Source organism: Malaciobacter marinus (assembly GCF_003544855.1).
Lineage (GTDB): Bacteria > Campylobacterota > Campylobacteria > Campylobacterales > Arcobacteraceae > Malaciobacter > Malaciobacter marinus.
Map to the genome: position 1 here is coordinate 2,008,770 of NZ_CP032101.1, position 18,291 is coordinate 2,027,060.

The 18,291-nt window shown below is 27.5% G+C and carries 18 protein-coding genes; 2 read left to right on the forward strand and 16 right to left on the reverse strand.

Annotation, left to right across the window (positions count from 1 at the left end):
- Positions 1–6: 6 nt before the first annotated feature.
- Genes AMRN_RS09760 through fdhF form a run of 3 tightly spaced genes read right to left on the reverse strand, consistent with a single transcriptional unit; the run spans position 7 to position 4,785 of the window.
- A complete protein-coding gene (locus AMRN_RS09760) occupies positions 7–1,968 on the reverse strand; it encodes a proton-conducting transporter transmembrane domain-containing protein (protein WP_099311084.1) in 1,962 nt (653 codons plus the stop codon).
- 10 nt (positions 1,969–1,978) lie between these two features.
- Positions 1,979–2,545 carry a 4Fe-4S dicluster domain-containing protein gene (locus AMRN_RS09765; protein WP_099311085.1) on the reverse strand — a complete coding sequence of 189 codons (567 nt, stop codon included), beginning with the start codon at positions 2,543–2,545 and terminating at the stop codon, positions 1,979–1,981.
- Entirely contained in the window at positions 2,545–4,785 is a 2,241-nt protein-coding gene (fdhF, locus tag AMRN_RS09770) for a formate dehydrogenase subunit alpha (protein WP_228150822.1), read from the reverse strand. The genes AMRN_RS09765 and fdhF overlap by 1 nt, the downstream gene beginning before the upstream one ends.
- A 402-nt stretch (positions 4,786–5,187) precedes the next feature.
- Here fdhF and AMRN_RS09780 point away from each other — a divergent pair, with 402 nt between their 5' ends.
- Positions 5,188–5,826, forward strand: a complete 639-nt coding sequence (locus tag AMRN_RS09780) for a Crp/Fnr family transcriptional regulator (protein WP_099311088.1) — start codon at positions 5,188–5,190, stop codon at positions 5,824–5,826.
- Between the two features lies 1 nt (position 5,827).
- Here the strand turns inward: AMRN_RS09780 and AMRN_RS09785 are convergent, their stop codons facing one another.
- A complete protein-coding gene (locus tag AMRN_RS09785) occupies positions 5,828–6,508 on the reverse strand; it encodes an alpha/beta fold hydrolase (RefSeq protein ID WP_165772839.1) in 681 nt (226 codons plus the stop codon).
- A gap of 209 nt (positions 6,509–6,717) precedes the next feature.
- On the opposite strand from AMRN_RS09785, the gene AMRN_RS09790 reads away from it, so the two are divergent.
- Positions 6,718–8,655: a TonB-dependent receptor plug domain-containing protein gene (locus AMRN_RS09790; RefSeq protein ID WP_099311090.1), complete on the forward strand. Its 1,938-nt coding sequence runs from the start codon at positions 6,718–6,720 to the stop codon at positions 8,653–8,655.
- Between the two features lie 20 nt (positions 8,656–8,675).
- On the opposite strand, the gene AMRN_RS09795 is transcribed toward AMRN_RS09790, so the two are convergent.
- From AMRN_RS09795 to AMRN_RS09850, 12 genes are all read right to left on the reverse strand, one after another.
- On the reverse strand, positions 8,676–8,885 hold the full coding sequence (locus AMRN_RS09795; protein WP_099311091.1) for a molybdopterin biosynthesis protein MoeB: 210 nt from the start codon (positions 8,883–8,885) through the stop codon (positions 8,676–8,678).
- Positions 8,886–8,898: 13 nt separating this feature from the next.
- Positions 8,899–9,633, reverse strand: coding sequence for a hypothetical protein (locus AMRN_RS09800; RefSeq protein ID WP_099311092.1), 735 nt, complete (start codon positions 9,631–9,633; stop codon positions 8,899–8,901).
- 3 nt (positions 9,634–9,636) lie between these two features.
- A complete protein-coding gene (locus AMRN_RS09805) occupies positions 9,637–10,524 on the reverse strand; it encodes an ABC transporter substrate-binding protein (protein ID WP_099311093.1) in 888 nt (295 codons plus the stop codon).
- Between the two features lies 1 nt (position 10,525).
- Positions 10,526–11,299, reverse strand: coding sequence for an ABC transporter ATP-binding protein (locus AMRN_RS09810; protein WP_099311094.1), 774 nt, complete (start codon positions 11,297–11,299; stop codon positions 10,526–10,528).
- Positions 11,296–12,303: a FecCD family ABC transporter permease gene (locus AMRN_RS09815; protein WP_099311095.1), complete on the reverse strand. Its 1,008-nt coding sequence runs from the start codon at positions 12,301–12,303 to the stop codon at positions 11,296–11,298. The genes AMRN_RS09810 and AMRN_RS09815 overlap by 4 nt, the downstream gene beginning before the upstream one ends.
- A gap of 2 nt (positions 12,304–12,305) precedes the next feature.
- The gene (locus AMRN_RS09820; protein WP_129501644.1) at positions 12,306–12,887 is read right to left on the reverse strand and encodes a TonB family protein; all 582 of its coding nucleotides are present in this window, start codon (positions 12,885–12,887) and stop codon (positions 12,306–12,308) included.
- 105 nt (positions 12,888–12,992) lie between these two features.
- Complete coding sequence (locus tag AMRN_RS09825) at positions 12,993–13,763, reverse strand: ABC transporter permease (protein ID WP_099311097.1); 771 nt, start codon at positions 13,761–13,763, stop codon at positions 12,993–12,995.
- Entirely contained in the window at positions 13,763–14,749 is a 987-nt protein-coding gene (locus tag AMRN_RS09830; protein ID WP_099311098.1) for an ABC transporter ATP-binding protein, read from the reverse strand. Before AMRN_RS09830 ends, AMRN_RS09825 begins: the two co-directional genes overlap by 1 nt.
- Positions 14,749–15,708 (reverse strand): tungstate ABC transporter substrate-binding protein WtpA, encoded by a 960-nt coding sequence (gene wtpA / locus AMRN_RS09835; RefSeq protein ID WP_099311099.1) that lies wholly within the window; start codon positions 15,706–15,708, stop codon positions 14,749–14,751. The genes AMRN_RS09830 and wtpA overlap by 1 nt, the downstream gene beginning before the upstream one ends.
- Before the next feature lie 24 nt (positions 15,709–15,732).
- Positions 15,733–16,737 (reverse strand): energy-coupling factor ABC transporter ATP-binding protein, encoded by a 1,005-nt coding sequence (locus tag AMRN_RS09840; RefSeq protein WP_165772929.1) that lies wholly within the window; start codon positions 16,735–16,737, stop codon positions 15,733–15,735.
- On the reverse strand, positions 16,734–17,429 hold the full coding sequence (locus tag AMRN_RS09845) for an ABC transporter permease (protein ID WP_099311101.1): 696 nt from the start codon (positions 17,427–17,429) through the stop codon (positions 16,734–16,736). The genes AMRN_RS09840 and AMRN_RS09845 overlap by 4 nt, the downstream gene beginning before the upstream one ends.
- A gap of 27 nt (positions 17,430–17,456) precedes the next feature.
- A complete protein-coding gene (locus tag AMRN_RS09850) occupies positions 17,457–18,278 on the reverse strand; it encodes an ABC transporter substrate-binding protein (RefSeq protein WP_099311102.1) in 822 nt (273 codons plus the stop codon).
- Positions 18,279–18,291: the final 13 nt, after the last annotated feature.

Below are 18,291 nucleotides of genomic sequence, written 5' to 3' on the forward strand. Positions count from 1 at the left end.
ACTCCTTTAAAGTAAATAACTAATTCCGACAAAAAGGCATAATGCGATTAATATATATAAAGAGTACATATTTACATTTCCATTTTGCATTTTTGATACTACTTTTGCAGTATTAACTGTAAGCTTGATAACTGGTTCGTATAATAAATTCCACCAAATATCTTTTGCATGTGTTTCATAAACTACAGGGGCAAAATAACCTTGGTCTTTTACTTTTGTTTCACTTCTATATAACCAATTAAGCAATCTTCTTAAATCACCTGTAAAAGGTGAAGCTGTCATTTGCATTCTACTATCATATTTAAAACCGCAAGCCCATGGATCAGTCTGTCTTGGTTTTGTTCTATTAGCTTTTGCTAATTTTAAAATTACAACTGGAATTAACACAGTTATAACTAAAACAGCTGCTATTAATAGTGGAGATACTGTTGATCCCATAGGTGAATTAATAACTGTTCCATTTACAGCTTCATAATTTCCAGAGAATGAAGAAACAACAAGCATAATATCTTTAACAACAATATTTGCACCAAGACCAAAAGCAATACATCCAGCTACAAGAACAAACATTCCAATTACCATAGTTACAGGAACTTCTCTTGCATTTTCAAATATTTTTTTATCTCTTGGAGTTCCACCAAAAATAACACTATATGCTTTTACAAAACACATAACTGCTAATGCTCCTGTTAATGCTAAAGCAACAATTGCTATACAAAAGACAACTCTACTACTTGCATATTCTGAAAGTGCTCCTTGAAACATACCTTGATATGTAACCCATTCACTAACAAAACCATTAAGTGGTGGAATTGCAGTAATTGCTAAAGAACCAATTAAAAATGCAAATGCTGTTAAAGGCATTTTTCTTGCTAAACCACCTAGGTTATCCATCTCTTTAGTATGAGTTGTATATAAAACACTTCCCGCACCTAAGAATAGTAATCCTTTAAAAGTTGCATGATTTAAGATATGATATAAACCTGCAAGAAAACCTATAGCTGCTAATGTTGGCATATTTGCTGCAATTCCATAAACACCAGTTCCTAAACCTAAAAGAATTATTCCAATATTTTCAACTGAGTGATATGCTAATAATGCTTTATAGTCATGTTGTACAAGTGCATAAAGTACTCCAAGTAATGCAGATAAGGCACCAACAATAATAATTAAAAGTCCCCACCACTCCATTACTGGAAGCCATAAACAAAATTTAATTATCCCAAAAAGTGCAACTTTAATCATAACTCCACTCATAAGAGCAGATACATTTGTTGGAGCTGCTGGGTGAGCTTTTGGTAACCAAACATGCATAGGAAACATCCCTGCTTTTGAACCAAATCCAATAAACGCTAATAAAAAAACAATACTTGCCATTACAGGTGATAATTGGATATTTTCATAAGAACTAAACTCTAATGAACCAGTTTGTGCAGACATAATTAAAAATGCTGCTGTAATACACATTGCTCCTAAGTGAGCAATTCCTAAATAAATCATTATTGCTTTTAATGAACTTTTAGAATCATTAAAACAAATTAAGTATGCAGAAATTACTGTCATACATTCCCAAAATATGATAAACCAAAATACATCTGATGAAGCAATTAATAAAAGCATTGATAAAATAAATGCATTAAATAATCCTGCCATCACAGCTAAACTTCCTTTTTTCTCATACTCACCAGAATACTGAATTGCATAAATTGATGAAGCTAGTGAAACTAAACTCACAACAAATGAAAAAAAGTTTCCCAAAGGGTTTAGAACAAGTTTAGGGCTATATAGTAAGCTTTCAAACATATTAATACTAACTGTTTGCTCTAAATTTACTAAAAAATAAAACACTGCATAAGCTGAAGCAATAGCAGAAATTGAAAATCCTACTTTTGCTGCAATTTTGTTTTGTTTATATAATAGTAAAGATATAATACAACCTATAACATACAAAAAATATACTTGTGTCATTAGGTATCCTTTATTTATATTTCATTTTTTCTTTAGTAAAAGACTCAACAGTTTTTTGTGCTTTCTCTTCTATAAAGTTATTATTTAAATTGTCTCGAAAAGATAAGGCATTTGTAGGACAAACCTCCACACATGAAGGTCCGTCTTCTCTTCCTACACATAAATCACATTTAACCGCTATAGATTTTACACCTACTTCAGATTGTATTGTTAAGTTATATTTAGGCTCCATTGTATAATCAATAGATGGCATTAATTCAGCTTCTGGTCTAATTGCTCCAAAAGGACATGCAACTGTACACATTTTACAACCTATACAAATTTCTTCATGTAAAGCAATACAATCTTTTTCAAACTCTAAAGCACCAACAGGGCAAACATTTGCACAAGGAGCATCATCACACTGTCTACATTGATTTGGCATTGTTCCACTGTTTGTTCTAGTTACTATAAGTCTAGGAACTGCCAATTTCCCTCTTTCATAAGCAGACTCATAACAAGCCGCCATACAAGTTGCACAACCAATACATACATTTGGATCTGCTATTACATATTTATTTTTTAATGGTAAGCTCATTATTGTCTCCTTACAGCACGATATAACTCAGATGGGTGCATTTGAATATCTGTTTGATTACGAACACTTAAAAACTCTTCTTCTGATATTTTCTTAATTTTCGCAATTGTCATTTTTAAAGGATTCATTCCAGATAAAGGATCTTTCTCTTCTGCATTTGCAAGGACATTTCCATCTGCTTCTGCATAGTGGAATGTTGTAAAAATTGTTCCATGACGTAAATCTCTATTTATATTTACTTTTGCAGCAATTTTTCCTCTTTTATTTTCAACTAAAGCATAACAACCTTCATCTAATTTTCTTTCTCTTGCTATATCTTCACTTACTTCAATTGTTGCTCCCATAATGTCTGAACCTAATTCTAAAGGTTTGCACTCTCTTGTCATTGTTCCTGTATGATAATGATATACTTTTCTTCCAGTTGTGAATAAACAAGGATATAATTCGTTTACTTTTTCACTTAATGCCCCTGAACCAATAGGGTAATCTTTTGGCATATTTGTTTTTTCAATAAACTCTTGTTCTAATTTAACTCTTTGCTCTTTATCTTCTGAATAAATTACAGGAACTAATTTAAACTTCCCATCAGGAAGCATAGATTTATTTCCTTCATATAAAACAGGTGTACCAGGATGATCTAAATCTGGACAAGGCCAACTAATTCCATCATTTTTATCTATTCTTTCATAGCTAATTCCACCAAAGAATTTTGGATTAACTTTTCTTACTTCATTCCAAATATCTTCAGCACATGTATAATCAAAGCCTTTAATATCAAGCTCTTTTGCAATATTTGCAACTACTTTCCAATCTGGATCTAAGTTATTTGGTGCATCAACTGCTTTTCTAATTAACTGAACTCTTCTTGAAGTATTTAAGAATGTTCCATCTTTTTCACCCCATGAAGCAGCAGGTAAAACAACATCTGCTTTTTGTGCAGTTTCAGTTAAAAATATATCTTGAACAATAAAAGTTTCTAAATGTTCAACTGCATGAACAAAGTGTTCTGTCCAAGGATCACTCATTACTGGGTTTTCACCAAATACATAAAGCAGTTTAAGTTTTTCTTCTTCTATTTTGTCAGGAGCTACAGTTAAGGCATAACCAATTTTTTCGCTAATTTCATATCCCCAAATATCTTTAATATGATCTCTAACTTCTTTACTTGTTACAGGTCCATTTGGTACAACATTTGGTAAAGCACCCATGTCACATGAGCCTTGAACATTATTTTGTCCTCTTAAAGGATTAACTCCCGCGCCTTTTTTACCAAGATTTCCAGTTAAAATTGCAAGATTTGAAAGTGAGAAAATATTTGATGTTCCATCAATAAATTGAGTCATTCCCATTGTGTAGCAAATTGCTGCTGCATTAGCTTTAGCATAAGTTCTAGCTGCTTGTTTTACAAGCTCTTGTGAAATTCCAGTTTCATCTTCAACTCTTTTTGGAGTAAACTCTTTAACTGCTTCTTTCACATACTCAAAACCATGTGAAAAGTTTTCCACAAAATTTTTGTCATATAAGTTTTCTTGAATTATATAGTTAATCATTGCATTTAAAAAAGGAATATTATAACCCACTGGTGTTTGGATATATATATCAGCTTTTTTTGCCATGTCAGTTTTTTTAGGATCTATCACAATCATTTTTGCGCCTCTCTCAATCCCTCTTAACATTTGCATTGCAATAATTGGGTGGCACTCACTCGTATTTGTTCCTATTAAAACTAATACATCACTGTGTGTAGCAAATTCTACTAGATCATTTGTCATTGTTCCATTTCCAAGTGTTTTAGTCAGACCGACTACTGTTGGACCATGTCAAAGTCTAGCACAATGATCTATGTTATTTGTTCCTAAGATTCTAAATAATTTTTGAAAAGAATAGTTGTCTTCATTTGAGCATCTAGCAGATGAAAATCCCATAATACTATCAGGACCATATTTTTCAACTGTTGATTTCATTCTAGAAGCCACAAATTTATATGCTTCATCAAAACTCACTTCTTCTAATTTACCTTCTTTTGAAAACACTCCATCTTTTTTTCTAATAAGAGGTTTAGTAAGTCTTCTTGGTGAGTGAACATACTCCCAACCATAAAGACCTTTCAAGCAAAGTTCCCCATCATTTACATGATGTCCTTTTGTGGGTGTTGCTTTTTTGATTTTATTGCCTTTTACATGCAAATCAATATTACAACCCGTTCCACAATAAGGACAAGTATTTTGTACTTTTTTCATTACTTTTTCCTTATAATACTTAAATTATCAACTAATTAATTTTATTAATAAAAAATTAATAAACATGAGAATCATAATAAAAAAATAATATTTTGACTGTCATAGATATGACAAAAAATATTTTAAGAAAAAAAGAAGCAAATTATTTTATTCCGATTATGTCTGCATATGAATAATATTCAAATTTTACATATTATTATATGTCATATTGGTGACACATTTTTTCATTTTTTTAAAAATTTTATAATTAAATTATTTTTTAAATTATTTTAAAATAATTATTTTATTTTAGGATTTTTTTAGGATTTTTTTCTATTTAGTATATTAAAAGTATAAAATAGTTAATATTTTGCTATTAGAGCTTAAATTTAGTTTTTTAATTTTATAAAGGGAAGGATAAAAGTGGAATCTAATAGATTAAGAATTGACTCAATAAACTTATCAAAGATATTATCAGAAGAAGATTTTTCATCATTGAAAATAAAAAAATTCAAAAAAGGTAATTTAGAATATGAAGATGGCTCATTAACTCTTTATGTTTTTAAAAGTGGAAAAGCAAAAGCTATGATTTTTGAAGATGGGGAAGAGTTTGTATTATACTTTTTAAAAGCAAACAATATTATCATACCTGAAACATCTTGTGCAATTGAATTTTTAGAAGATAGTGAAGTATACTTAATTGATGCAGAAAAATTTGCAAACCTTTTTACAAATAAAGAGTTTTCAACTTCTGTAATAAGATCTTTAAAGCATAGAGCTGAGCTTGAAAGAAATATTATTAAAAATCTTGTTTTTAAAAGTTGTAAGAAAAAAATATCTTCATTCTTAATAGAAATTGCTACTACTCAAGACCAAAAAAAAGATGGAAAATATCTTTTAGATTTAAATTTATCTATAAAGACTCTTTCAAGTTTTATTGGTTCAAAAAGACAAACTGTATCTACAATAATCAATAATTTAAAAAAGAAAAAAATTATTGAAAAAATCGATAAAAACAAATATATAATCCATAAATTTGATGAATTAGAAAACTTTGAATAGCTTAAAAAGCTCTTCTTATTTCATCAACAATAAATACACTTTTGTCTAAAGTTATCATATGAGAAGTGCTATTTATTATATTAAGATTACAATTACTTTTATTTTTTAAGTTTTCAAACCACTCTTGATTTATTAAACTATCTTTATTACTATAACAAAAGTTAAAATTTAAATTAGAACAAATTATTTCTTCAGTTAAATCTTTTCTTTTTAAACTTGCATTCATATGAGTTAAAAAATAGGTTTCACCCATTTTTTGGTACATATCAAAAATTAGGTTTATTAACTTTAAATCATCTTTATTTTCAAGTAAACTTGATATTTTTTTTCTACTTAAAGGTTTAAACCCAAACTCTTTTACAAAAGAGATTGCTTTTTTTCTAAAGGCTATTTCATTTTTTGATAAAGCACAACATGAAGCTGAAAGAATAAGTAAATTATCTACTTTTTTAGGATATTTCAATGCAAAATAAGTAGCTAAATACCCTCCCATAGAAAATCCTAAAAGATTTACTTTTTCTTCTTTAAAGTTTAAATTTTCAATCATTTTATCAAAATTTTCTTCTAAAGGAATATCCATATATATTAATTCATATTCATTTTTTAAATAAAAATATATATATTTAAAGACTCTTTTATCACACATCAATCCAGGAAATAAATATATTTTTGTTTTTTTCATAAATAATTGTATCAAAATTAGTTGTAAACTAAAATATAACTTAATTTTTAAACTATTAAGCACCATTAAAAAATTATAAAAGTAAAATCATTTTTACTCAAAATAAAATATTCTTAAAATTAAGTTCAATTTACTTATTTTTAGCATTATAATATGCAAATACCGCATATTTTGAGTCTATTTTATATTTGTAAAAACAAAGGAAAAACATGAAAAAATTATTTGTTTTATCATGTATTGCTTCAAGTGTATTACTCGCACAAAGTAGTTTTACGCTTGGTGAAATTTCAATACAAGATAATAATGGTGTTAAATATGATACAAATAAAATCACTTCACAAACCTTGGAAAATAGTGCATCTAAGGATATTAGTGAAGTATTAGATAAAACTACAGGTATTACTTTAGTAAACAGAGGTGGAAGAGTTGAAAAGTCTGTAAATATTAGAGGTTTTGATTCAAATAGAATAGGAATGTTTTTAGATGGTATTCCAATTTATGTTCCTTATGATGGACAGTTTGATTACTCAAGAATCTTAACTACACAATTAGACTCAATCGATATTGCAAAAGGTTTTAGCTCATCTTTGTATGGTTCTAATACATTAGGTGGTGTAATTAACTTAGTTTCAAAAAAACCAACAAAAGAGTTTGAGGGTAGCTTTACAACACAAATAAATGCAGATAGTGATTGGGAAAAGTCAAGTAATATGTACAATATCTATCTTGGTTCAAAAAAAGAAAAATATTATTATCAAGTAAATGCTACACTAGAAGATAGAGAACATTTGACACTATCAAATGATGCTGATGTAAATGATTATAAAAGAGAAAATAGTGACACAAAACAAAAAGCAGTAAGTGCAAAAGTTGGATTCACTCCTGATGATACAAGTGAATATGTATTTGGATACTCTTATATGGATTCACAAAAAGGACAACCACCTACAATTGATCCAACAATTAGTAATGAAAAGTATTGGAAATGGCCTGTTTGGGACACTAGAACAATATATTTTATTGCGAATAAAAACTATACTGATAGTTCTGTAAAGTTTAAACTTTATAGAAACGACTATGAATATAAAACAGATTATTATAAAGATGAGACATACTCTACATCAAAAGGTTTTTATGATTCTGATGATAATACAAAAGGAACAGCATTAGAGTATACAAACTTTGGACTTTTAGATAATCATATATTAAAAACTGCAATCTCATATAAAAAAGATTCTCACATAGGAACAGAAACAAATATTAACAAAAAAGGAAAAATCTCAACAACAAAAGAGGATTTAGCAGATCATGTTTACTCTATTGCTTTTGAAGACATTTTCTTTGCTACAGAAAAATTGAAAGTTATTACTTCTGCTAGTTATGATTACACAAGAGCTTCAAGAGTTGATACAACTGCAACAGAAGTTGAAAAAAAATCAAATAACGCGTTTAATCCACAAATTGGCTTCTTTTATGATATTTCAAAGAATCAACAAGTAAGTTTAAAAGCCTCTAGAAAAAGTCATTTACCTACAATGAAAGAGAGATACTCTGACAAAAAAGGTAAGGCTATACCAAATCCTGAGCTAGATCCAGAAATTGCAACACACTATGAAGTAGCACATAAAATAAAAGTAAATAATTTTACATTTAATAATGCCCTATTTTATACAAAAGTTAAAGATGCAATTATAAATAAAACTTTAGATAATGGAAAAAGACAAGAACAAAATAGTGCAGATGAGAGATATAAAGGAATTGAAACATCTATAAACTATCAAACAAATTTATTTAGTACTGGATTAAACTATACATATACAAATATTAAAAAAGATTCTGAAGATGAAGTTGAAAAACTACCTAAACATCAATTTTATATTTATGCAAATTATAAACCAGTTAAAAATGTTATTCTTGAAGCAAATTATACTTATAAAAAAGATTTCTATTTAGAAAATGAAGTAAGTAGAGATTATGTAAAAGCATCAAATATTTCATTAACAAATTTTAATGCAAAATATATTTACTCTAAAACTTTAAGTTTTAAAATTGGAATTGAAAATCTATTTGACAAAAATTATGAATATGATTTAGGTTACCCAGAAAAAGGTAGAGAATTTTATGCTTCTTTAAAGTATAACTTTTAAAAATAAATAGGAGGTTTCTCCTATTTATTTAGAGCCATGCACATGAAACTTTCTTGTGTCCATCTTCTATATAAACAGTTATAACAAGAGTTTTGATCTATTGAAGTTATAAGTTCATCTTCATCTTTATCTAAAATAAAACTTTTACAATCAACAGCTTGTAAAATGGCCTTTTTATAAGCATCTTTCCCATATTTAAATATCTGTTTATTATTTATATTTTCAAACATTTTTACCCCCCCCTTAATAACTTTTCAAATCCTCTTTTTTAACAACTTCATAGCCCTCTTCACACTTTTGAATTAAAAGAACTGACTTGTGTTCTAAAAAAACAGTTTTTAAAGCTTGAGTAGTTTTTACAATAATATCATTTGAAGCTAATTTCTCATTTTTAAACCTAACCTCATCAATAAAATCAAGTTTCAATAACTCTTCAACACTCATAAACTCTTTTTTTGTTTCAAACTTCCCTTTAACTCTTCCATCAAAACCAGAAACTCTAAGCGCAACACCAGCTAAAGCCCCAACTACTCCTTGACCTTCATTTTTATGTTCACTTAAGTCTAAACCTTGTTTTAATGCCATCTCATATGCATGCTTTTTAGTCAATACTTTTTCTTTAGCATCTAAACCAAAATTAATAAGCTCTTCTTTATTTGCAATGTCTTTATCAAATCCAATACAAAGACCAGGTTGAGAGGTAGGAGCACTATACTTATTTAAATATTGAATTATAAACTCTTTTATCTGCTCTTTTTGATTTTGTGTTAAACTACAAGTAAAGCACATTGAACTATTATGAGAAGTATAAGGAATATCTTCATGTAAAAAAAGCTGATGTCTAGTTACTAATGAACAAGCAATATTAAACTCATCTTCAATATATTGTTTTATCTCCTCTGCAATTTCACCAGTTGACTTTTCATAAGCTATTTCATCTGTATCATCTATACAAATATATGTTTTAAAACTTTTCATAATTTATTCCTTATTTAATAATATTTTTTCAAACTCTTTTTTTTTCTTTTTAAAATCTATCTTTTCAAACTCTTTTTTATAAACTTTTTTTCCAAGCCAATAACTTCCTAAAATCTTAAAAAAGCTAGGAGGACTATCTATATAGTTTAATGGCTTTTTAGGGACAAGATAAACTTTTTTATTTTTTACTGCTTGCAAAAAACTATATTTTCTATTTATAAAAATGTCTTTATAAAACTTTTTATTATCTGTTACTATAACTTCTGGATTTAAAAGCAATAGATTTTCTAAACTCAAAGTTACTCTTTTTTTCTCTAAAGCACCACATTTGACTACATTTTTTGCTTTAATCAATTCAAATACTTCTGTGTGAGCTGATTTATCACAACTACTTACTAAACCTTTATCTCCCTTTGCATAATAAATAGTTTGCACATCTTTTATATTTTTTGTAATACGTTTTAAAATTTTTAACTCTTTTTGTATATATAAAGATATCTCTTCTGCTCTTTTTTGCTTACTTATAATCTCTCCTACACTTTTATAAGCATCAATATAATTATAAATTGAATGAAGATTTAAGTAACAAGTATCAATATTTACTTTTTCTAATTTTTGTGCCAAGTTTTCAAAATTTCCTTGAGAGTTATACAAAAGCACAAGTTCAATATTACGCTTAGCTAAAACTTCAACACTTGGAATTTTTGAAAATCTTTTATCTTTTTTAGATATTTTTTCAGGAAATTTTGTTTCATATAAAGAGTATAAAAATATATTAACAGATGGTGATTGACCTATAATATTATTCACACTCTTTTTATATTCACTACAATTTATAATATTAGCAAAACCATAAAAACAAAAAATAACTAAAATTAAAACTATTCTCATATTAATACCTATCAAGTTTTGGGATACAAAACTTTATTTTTTCACTACTTTCTTGAAGTTCAACTTTTATGTTATATAAACTATTTATATTTTTTTGAGTTAAAACTTCATTACTGTGCCCAAAAGCAAAAACCTTTTTATCTTTTAGAAGTAAGGTTTTAGATGAAATTAAAAAAGCATGATTTGGGTTATGTGTTGTTTGAATAATTGTAAAACCTTTTTTTGAGAGTTTTTTAATTTGACTTAAAAGCATTAACTCGTTTGAATAATCTAAACTAGAACTTGGTTCATCCATAATAAGAATTTCTGCTTTTTGTGCTAATGCCCTTGCTATTAAAACTAGTTGTTTTTGTCCTCCACTTAAATCACAAAAAAATCTATCTTTTAAAAATTCTATTTCTAAATGTCTTAAAGCTTCAATTGCTATATTTTTATCTTTACTTGAATATGTAGAGAAAATCGATTGATATGAAATTCTTGACATTAAAACAACTTCTAAAACTGTATAAGAAAATGGTAAGTTACTACTTTGTGGTACGTATGCTATTTTTTTTGCTAAACTTTTTTTATTATATAAATGTACATTTTTATTATCAATTAAAACTTCTCCATCTAAAGGCTTAAAAAAAGACAATATAAGTTTTAAAAGAGTACTTTTCCCACTTCCATTTTCTCCTAAAATAGCAAGAATATCTCCTTTTTTTATACTAAAACTAATATTACTTAAGATTAATTCATCTGTATATTTAAAACTTATATTTTTAACTTCAATCACTGTAAAGCCTTCTTTGAACTTCTAAGAACAAATATAAATATTGGTATTCCAATTACAGAAGTTAATATTCCAATTGGAACTTCAAATTCAAAAAGCATTCTAGAAAAATTATCTACAATAAGTAAAAAAGTTGCTCCTAAAAGTGCGCAAGTTGGTAATAAAACTTGATTATTAGCTCCTACTAAAAGTCTTGCAAAGTGAGGAATAATAAGTCCAATCCAACCTATCATACCAGCTAAAGAAACACTTATTGCACTAATTAATGTTGCAACTATAATAACTATAGTTCTAATTAACTTTGTATTTACCCCCATGCTTTTAGCTTCTTCTTCTGAAAAACTTAAAATATTTAAGTATTTTGAAACTCCTACTAAAATTAAAATCCCAAGAAGCATAGGAATAGAAACAATAATAATTTGATTTAGTTCAATAAAAGAAAGACTTCCCATTAACCAATAGACAATAGAAGGAAGCTTTTCATAAGGATCAGCAGTAAATTTTACAATTGATAATAAAGTAGAAAAAGCAGAACCACTGATTATTCCACCAAGTATTAAAATTAAACTACTATTTGCTCTATTTTGATAAAGCATTGTTACAAAAATTGCAAAAACAACAGCTAAAATACCAAAAGTAAAAGAGAAAAATTGAGTAAGAAACCAGTTGTCAAAAAATGCTATTGCTAAAGCTGCACCAAATGCAGAACCAGATAAAACACCTAATATACCAGGAGAAACTAAAGGATTAATAAACATAGCTTGAAATGAAGCCCCAGATACAGCATAGGCTGCACCAATTAACACAGCAGCAATAATTCTAGGAAGTCTTATCTCAATGATAATATTATCTATCATTTGTAAACTCTCATTTAAATTATTTGAAACTATTAAAGAGTACAAGTAATGAAACATCTGTTCAAAACTAATTGGATATTTACCAAGACTTAAAGATAAGAATATACATAACAAAAGTATCAAAACTAGCTTTATATAAAATGCTTTCAAATCTATCCTTTTATTTTATAGCTTATAGGAAGTCTAAAAGTTAAATAGCTTTTTGAAATCTCTTTTGGAAAGGCTTTAAAGTTTTGAATATTTTTAAAAATTTTTAAAATAGAGTTATTTAAAACTTTATAGTTTGTTTTTTTCTCAAACTCTATTTTTTCAATTTTTCCATTACTTAAAACTTTTAATTTCACTAAACAATCACCTTGAAGTTTCATAACTTTTGCAATTCTTGGATAGAATTTATTTTTTTCTACAACACTTCTAATATAAGATATATAAAGATTAATATGTTTTTTTTCTATACTATTATCTTCTTGATTTTTAACTAATCTTTTTTGCTCTATTTTATCTTTACTTTTATTTACTTGCTGTTTTGGCTGCTCTTTTCTATTATTTTCAACTACTTCTTCTTTATTGATTTTTATCTTTTTTTCTATATTTTTTTTAGCTTTAACTACTTTTTTTAAAACTTTTTTTTGTTTTTTGTTTTTTTCTATTGATTCAACTTTAGGAGTAAATTCTTGTTTTTTTTCAAGCTTTACAAAATCTATATTTGTAATGTCTTTACTTATATTTCTCATTTTTACTTTAGTATCTTTATTAAACTCATAACTAATAATAAAAACATGAGTAAGAAAAACACTTACAAAAATCAAGCAAAAATAAAAAACCTTAAACATGAAAATTTACTTTAATCTAGAAGTTGCAAATCTTACTGCTAGAAAAACTAAAACAGAAAAACCTATAATAACAGCAGCAACAGGTGCAGAAAAACTTAAACCATAACTATTAAATCTATCAAAAATTAAAACAGGCGTTGTCATAGGATGATAAACTAAAATAACAACTGCACCAAACTCTCCAAGCCCTCTACTCCACATCATCAATGCACCATTTATAATATCTTTTTTAGCATTTGGAATAGTGATTCTAAAAAATACAGAAATAGGACTAGCACCTAAAGTTCTAGCTACTTTTTCAAGTTTTACATCAACTTTTCTAAAACCATCTTTTGCACTATTTATTAAAAAAGGAGCTGATAGAAACATCATTGCAATCATAATTCCATACTCAGTTCCAACAAACTCTATTCCAAAAAACTTAAAAAAATCTCCTAAAAAAGTATCTCCAAAAGTCGTAAGAAGAGCAATACCAGCAGCAGTGTGAGGAATCATGACAGGTATATCAATAATTGATTCGATTAAACTTCTTCCAGGAAAATTATATCTTGCAATAATATATGCAAGTGGTAAGCCTGTTATTAAAACAAACATCATAGCCCAAGCTGATACTTTCATAGTAAGCCAAATAGAAGCTAAAACCTCTCCATCTTTTATTGTTTCTATTAGTTTATCACTTCCAACGCCAACAAACATCTTTAAAATAGGAACACTTAAGAAAAAAACTATTATAAATGCAAGGGTAATAAGTAAAACTGTAAACGATTTTTTTTGCATTAGATAAATCCTATATCTTTTTTATCAAAGCCAATAAATACTTTATTGCCACCATTTGCATAACAACCCTCATACTCTCTTTTAAGTATTTTTATAAAAAATTGATGATTCTTTACATTTACAAAAAGTTTATAATGATCAACAACTCCCATACAATCTTCTAATATTGCTTCAAAAGTATAATCACACTCTGGTCTTTTTTTATTTGATACATGTATAACATTTGGATCAACAGAAAAAAACTTTGAAGATGAAGTAAAACCTAGTAAAGAAGAAGGGAAAATATTCTTAAAACCTAAAAAAGTTGCAACTTCAATATTTGCAGGATGATTCAATACTGTCTCACTATTTCCCACTTGTTGTATTTTACCATTCATAATAATAGCAATTTTATTAGCTAAATAAGAAGCTTCCCTAAAATTATGAGTTACATGAATAGTAGTTAAATCATACCTTTTATGAATATCTTTTAAACTTTTCATAATAGAGTTTCTAAAAGTTGGATCAATTGCACTTAAAGGTTCATCTAAAAGTAAAATTTTTGGTCTTGAAAACAATGCTCTTGCTATTGCAACTCTTTGTTTTTCTCCTCCACTTAAATTTTCAATCTCTCTTTTTAAAAGTTTTCCAAGTTTTAAAAAATCTACTAAATCATCAAATAACTCATTTGCATTATCTATTTTTTTATACTTTGATGCAAATTTAATATTTTGTTCCACATTTAAATTAGGAAATAATGCAAACTCTTGATATACAAAACCTATATCTCTATGTTCTGGATGAAGTTGTGAAATATCATTATTTTTATAAACTATCTTTCCAGTACTGTTATTTAAACCAGCAATTGTTTCTAAAAGTCTTGTTTTCCCACTTCCACTTTGCCCTAAAAGTACAAAATATTCATTTTTTTCAATCTCTAAATTTACATTATCAAGCACAAAACTATCTATTGTGCTTGATAAATTCTCTAGTTTTAAATAACTCATTATTTCCCTATAATAGAAGCATCACCAGTTATTTTTGCTGGACTAATAACTCCTTGACCATTTTTCTTCATAATATCTTGTCCTTTTTGTGATAAAACAAAATTTACAAATTTAATAGCACCTTCTTTATTTGCAGGTGATTTTTCATTTTCTGCAATTGTTATTCCATATACCATAGATGCACCAGTTTTTGTTATGAATGTACCTGGTTTTTTACCATCAATGTTAATTGAAGCAGTTTTATAAAAATTTGCATTTTCATTATCTTTTAAAGAAACTTCTTTAGGTAAAGTAATATACTTTAAGCCATGTTGTTTGGCAACTGATTTATAAATATATAAATAATCATATGCATTTGCTTCAATAAGACCTAATAAATCAGTCTCTTTTGGTCTTACAATAACTTTTTTCTTATTTTCTTCACCAACTTTATAAGACTTCCCATATCCTAATAATTTATTATAAAAATCTGGAATTTTATAAAAATCTTCTGCTAGTTTTGTAACTATTATACTTCTGTATCCACAAGGGTCCATATTTGGATTAGAATGACCTACTTTTACACCATCTCTTAAAAAGATTTCTGGCCAATTTTTTGAATTAATTTCATCTGCATATTTAGAATTAGCAGTATATGCAATTGCCATCTCATTTGTTGCAAATTGTGCATTAAATTTTGCATGATTTGGAATTAATAAATTATCAATTACTTTAAAATCTGCACTTGCCATAACATCTGCTGCTTTTTTAATTTCTGATATCTTTCTAGCTGCTGCTCTACTTCCACTAGCTTCTCTTTGAACATCATATTGTGGATATTTCGTTTCAAACGCTTTTTCAATTTGTGAAAAAGGAACTGATAAACTTCCTGCATGAAATACAATAATTTTTTCTTTTGCCATTGCTGATGTTGCTGCCATTGCAGTAGCTAGTACTGCTGATAATAAAATTTTCTTCATATTTTTTCCTTATATATAATAAATTTAAATCCAACAAGCTTTGCTTGTATCTATTGTAACATCTACTTCACTTCCTGGAAGTAGTCTTTTTTCTTCTATAATATTTTTTGAAAGTTTAGCATTTAAAGTAATACCTCCAATAACAAACTCAACTAACATTTGATTAGCACAGTTCTCTTTAAATATAGAAGTTATTACAGCTTTTACACTATTAGAACTTTTTTTATTTAAATAAATATCATCTGAACCTATCATTACGATTGAGTCTCTTTTTTTAGAAGTACTATTTTCAAATATTAGTTTTTGTCCACATAAGAACTCTTTTATTAAATTTCCATTAGAAGCTTTTTTCCAAGGAGCAAAAATTAAATTTATACTTCCACTTTGAACTAATTTTCCTTGAAAAAGTGCAACTTTTTTATCACAAGTATGATTTAACCAATTATGATCATGGCTAGAAATAAATAAAGTAGTATCCCACTTTTGTTTTGCTAAAAATATAGCTTCTTTTATTAATTGAGCTGAATTTGTATCTACTCCTGAGGTTGGTTCATCTAAGATTAAAACCTTAGGTTTTAAAATCAATCTTGCGGCTAAAGCGACTCTTTGAGCTTCTCCACCTGAGAGTTGACTCCATTTTCTATTTTGAAAAGAGTCTTCTAATCCTACTTGTTTAAGTGCTTGGCTAACTCTTTCATTTAAGTTTTTAATATCATTTCTTAAACTTAAACCATAAGCAACATTATCAAAAACACTTCTTTTTAACAAATAAGGATTTTGTGGAAGAATTACAATATCTTGTTTTACTTTATGTTCAAGTTTTTTACTATCAACTCCATTAAATAAAACTGTTCCAAAAGTAGGTTTTGATACAAAAGACAATATAGAAAATAGTGTAGATTTTCCACTTCCATTTGGACCAAAAAAACCTGTAATTTTACTTTGTTCTAATATCAATTTATCTATATTTAAAACTCTTTTTTCATTATGGTAGTGTTCTATATTTTTTAATTCATATAAAGACTTCACTGTGTCCATTTCCTTTTTAACATAGATAAAGCAATATTAACCATTAAAGCAACACAAAATAGAACTAATCCAAGTGCAATACCTGTAATAAATTCACCTTTTCCTGTCTCAAGTGCAATTGCTGTTGTAACTGTTCTTGTATGATATTTAATATTTCCACCAACCATCATAGAAATTCCAATTTCTGTAACAATTCTTCCATAAGCAGTCATTGCAGCTGTCATAAGTCCAAATCTAGCTTCAATAAGTGTTGATAATAGAATTTGTCTTGAATTAGCACCTAATCCTTTTAAAGATAAATAAAGTCTTTTATCTACAGCTTCTACTTGAGTTGCAGTTAAAGCAATAATAATAGGAAGCCCTAAAACAACTTGACCTATAATAATTGATTTTTGAGTAAATAATAAACCAAATTCTCCAAATACACCACTTCGCGAAAGCATTGTATAAGCTATTAAACCTATAACAACAGTAGGAAGTGCTAAAAGTGTATCTACGATAGTTCTTACAACGGTCTTGCCAGGGAAATTATAATACCCTAGCAAAAAACCTAAAGGAAGGCCTATAATTAAGCTTATAAATAAAGACCAAGAAGACACAGTGATTGTTACAGCAATTGCTGAATAAACACTATCATTTCCTGATACAAGTAATTGTATAGCTTCATTAAAGCCATCAGTAAAAAGATTCATCCTATACTCTTACCTTGTAAAAACTTACTATTTATCTGCATTAGGAATAAATAAAGATTTTCCTAATAATCTAAAATCTGCAATAAATTTTTGTGTTTCATCTTTAATAATCCAGTTTGTAAACTGTTTTGCTAATTCAGGTTTTACATTAGAGCATTTTTGTTTATTAATTGTAATTACACTATATTGATTAAATAACGATTTATCACCTTCAACAACAATTTTCATACTATTTTTATCAGCTTTTTGAGATTGGTATTTAATCCAAGTTCCTCTATCTGTCATTGTATATCCATCTTTTTCAGCAGCCATGTTAATAGTTCTTAACATACCTTGACCTGTTTGAACATACCATGATGCTTTTTCAGGAGCCTTTGATAAAGCTTTTTTCCATAAACTAATCTCTTTTTTATTAGTTCCTGAATTATCCCCTCTACTAAAGAAGTTTGCATTCGCTTCTTTAATTTTTGCTAAAGCTTTACTTGGAGTCATACCATCAACATGTGCAGGGTCAGATTTTGGACCAATAATTACAAAGTCATTATACATAACTTGTTTTCTATTAACTCCATATCCACTATTTACGAATTTTTTTTCACTTGCTGGTGCATGAACAAAAAGAATATCTACATCACAATTTTTCCCCATTTTTAAAGCTTTACCAGTTCCTGTTGCAACCCATTTTAAAGTAGTTCCAGTCTCTTTTTGAAATTTTGGTGCTAGATAGTCTAATAATCCAGTATTATCTGTACTTGTAGTTGTAGCCATCATTAAATCTTTTGCCATTAAGTTTGTTGATACTACCATTGAAACTGATGCTAAAAGCATTGCTAATTTATTGAATTTCATTGTTTTCCCTTTT

Coding starts and splice junctions, on each gene's coding strand:
- AMRN_RS09765 (WP_099311085.1), bottom strand. CDS start 2,545: ATGAGCTTACCATTAAAAAATAAATATGTAATAGCAGATCCAAATGTA.
- AMRN_RS09845 (WP_099311101.1), bottom strand. CDS start 17,429: ATGAATCTTTTTACTGATGGCTTTAATGAAGCTATACAATTACTTGTA.
- AMRN_RS09795 (WP_099311091.1), bottom strand. CDS start 8,885: ATGTTTGAAAATATAAATAATAAACAGATATTTAAATATGGGAAAGAT.
- AMRN_RS09825 (WP_099311097.1), bottom strand. CDS start 13,763: ATGCAAAAAAAATCGTTTACAGTTTTACTTATTACCCTTGCATTTATA.
- wtpA (WP_099311099.1), bottom strand. CDS start 15,708: ATGAAGAAAATTTTATTATCAGCAGTACTAGCTACTGCAATGGCAGCA.
- AMRN_RS09760 (WP_099311084.1), bottom strand. CDS start 1,968: ATGACACAAGTATATTTTTTGTATGTTATAGGTTGTATTATATCTTTA.
- AMRN_RS09790 (WP_099311090.1), top strand. CDS start 6,718: ATGAAAAAATTATTTGTTTTATCATGTATTGCTTCAAGTGTATTACTC.
- AMRN_RS09800 (WP_099311092.1), bottom strand. CDS start 9,633: ATGAAAAGTTTTAAAACATATATTTGTATAGATGATACAGATGAAATA.
- AMRN_RS09820 (WP_129501644.1), bottom strand. CDS start 12,887: ATGAGAAATATAAGTAAAGACATTACAAATATAGATTTTGTAAAGCTT.
- AMRN_RS09785 (WP_165772839.1), bottom strand. CDS start 6,508: ATGAAAAAAACAAAAATATATTTATTTCCTGGATTGATGTGTGATAAA.
- AMRN_RS09830 (WP_099311098.1), bottom strand. CDS start 14,749: ATGAGTTATTTAAAACTAGAGAATTTATCAAGCACAATAGATAGTTTT.
- AMRN_RS09805 (WP_099311093.1), bottom strand. CDS start 10,524: ATGAGAATAGTTTTAATTTTAGTTATTTTTTGTTTTTATGGTTTTGCT.
- AMRN_RS09850 (WP_099311102.1), bottom strand. CDS start 18,278: ATGAAATTCAATAAATTAGCAATGCTTTTAGCATCAGTTTCAATGGTA.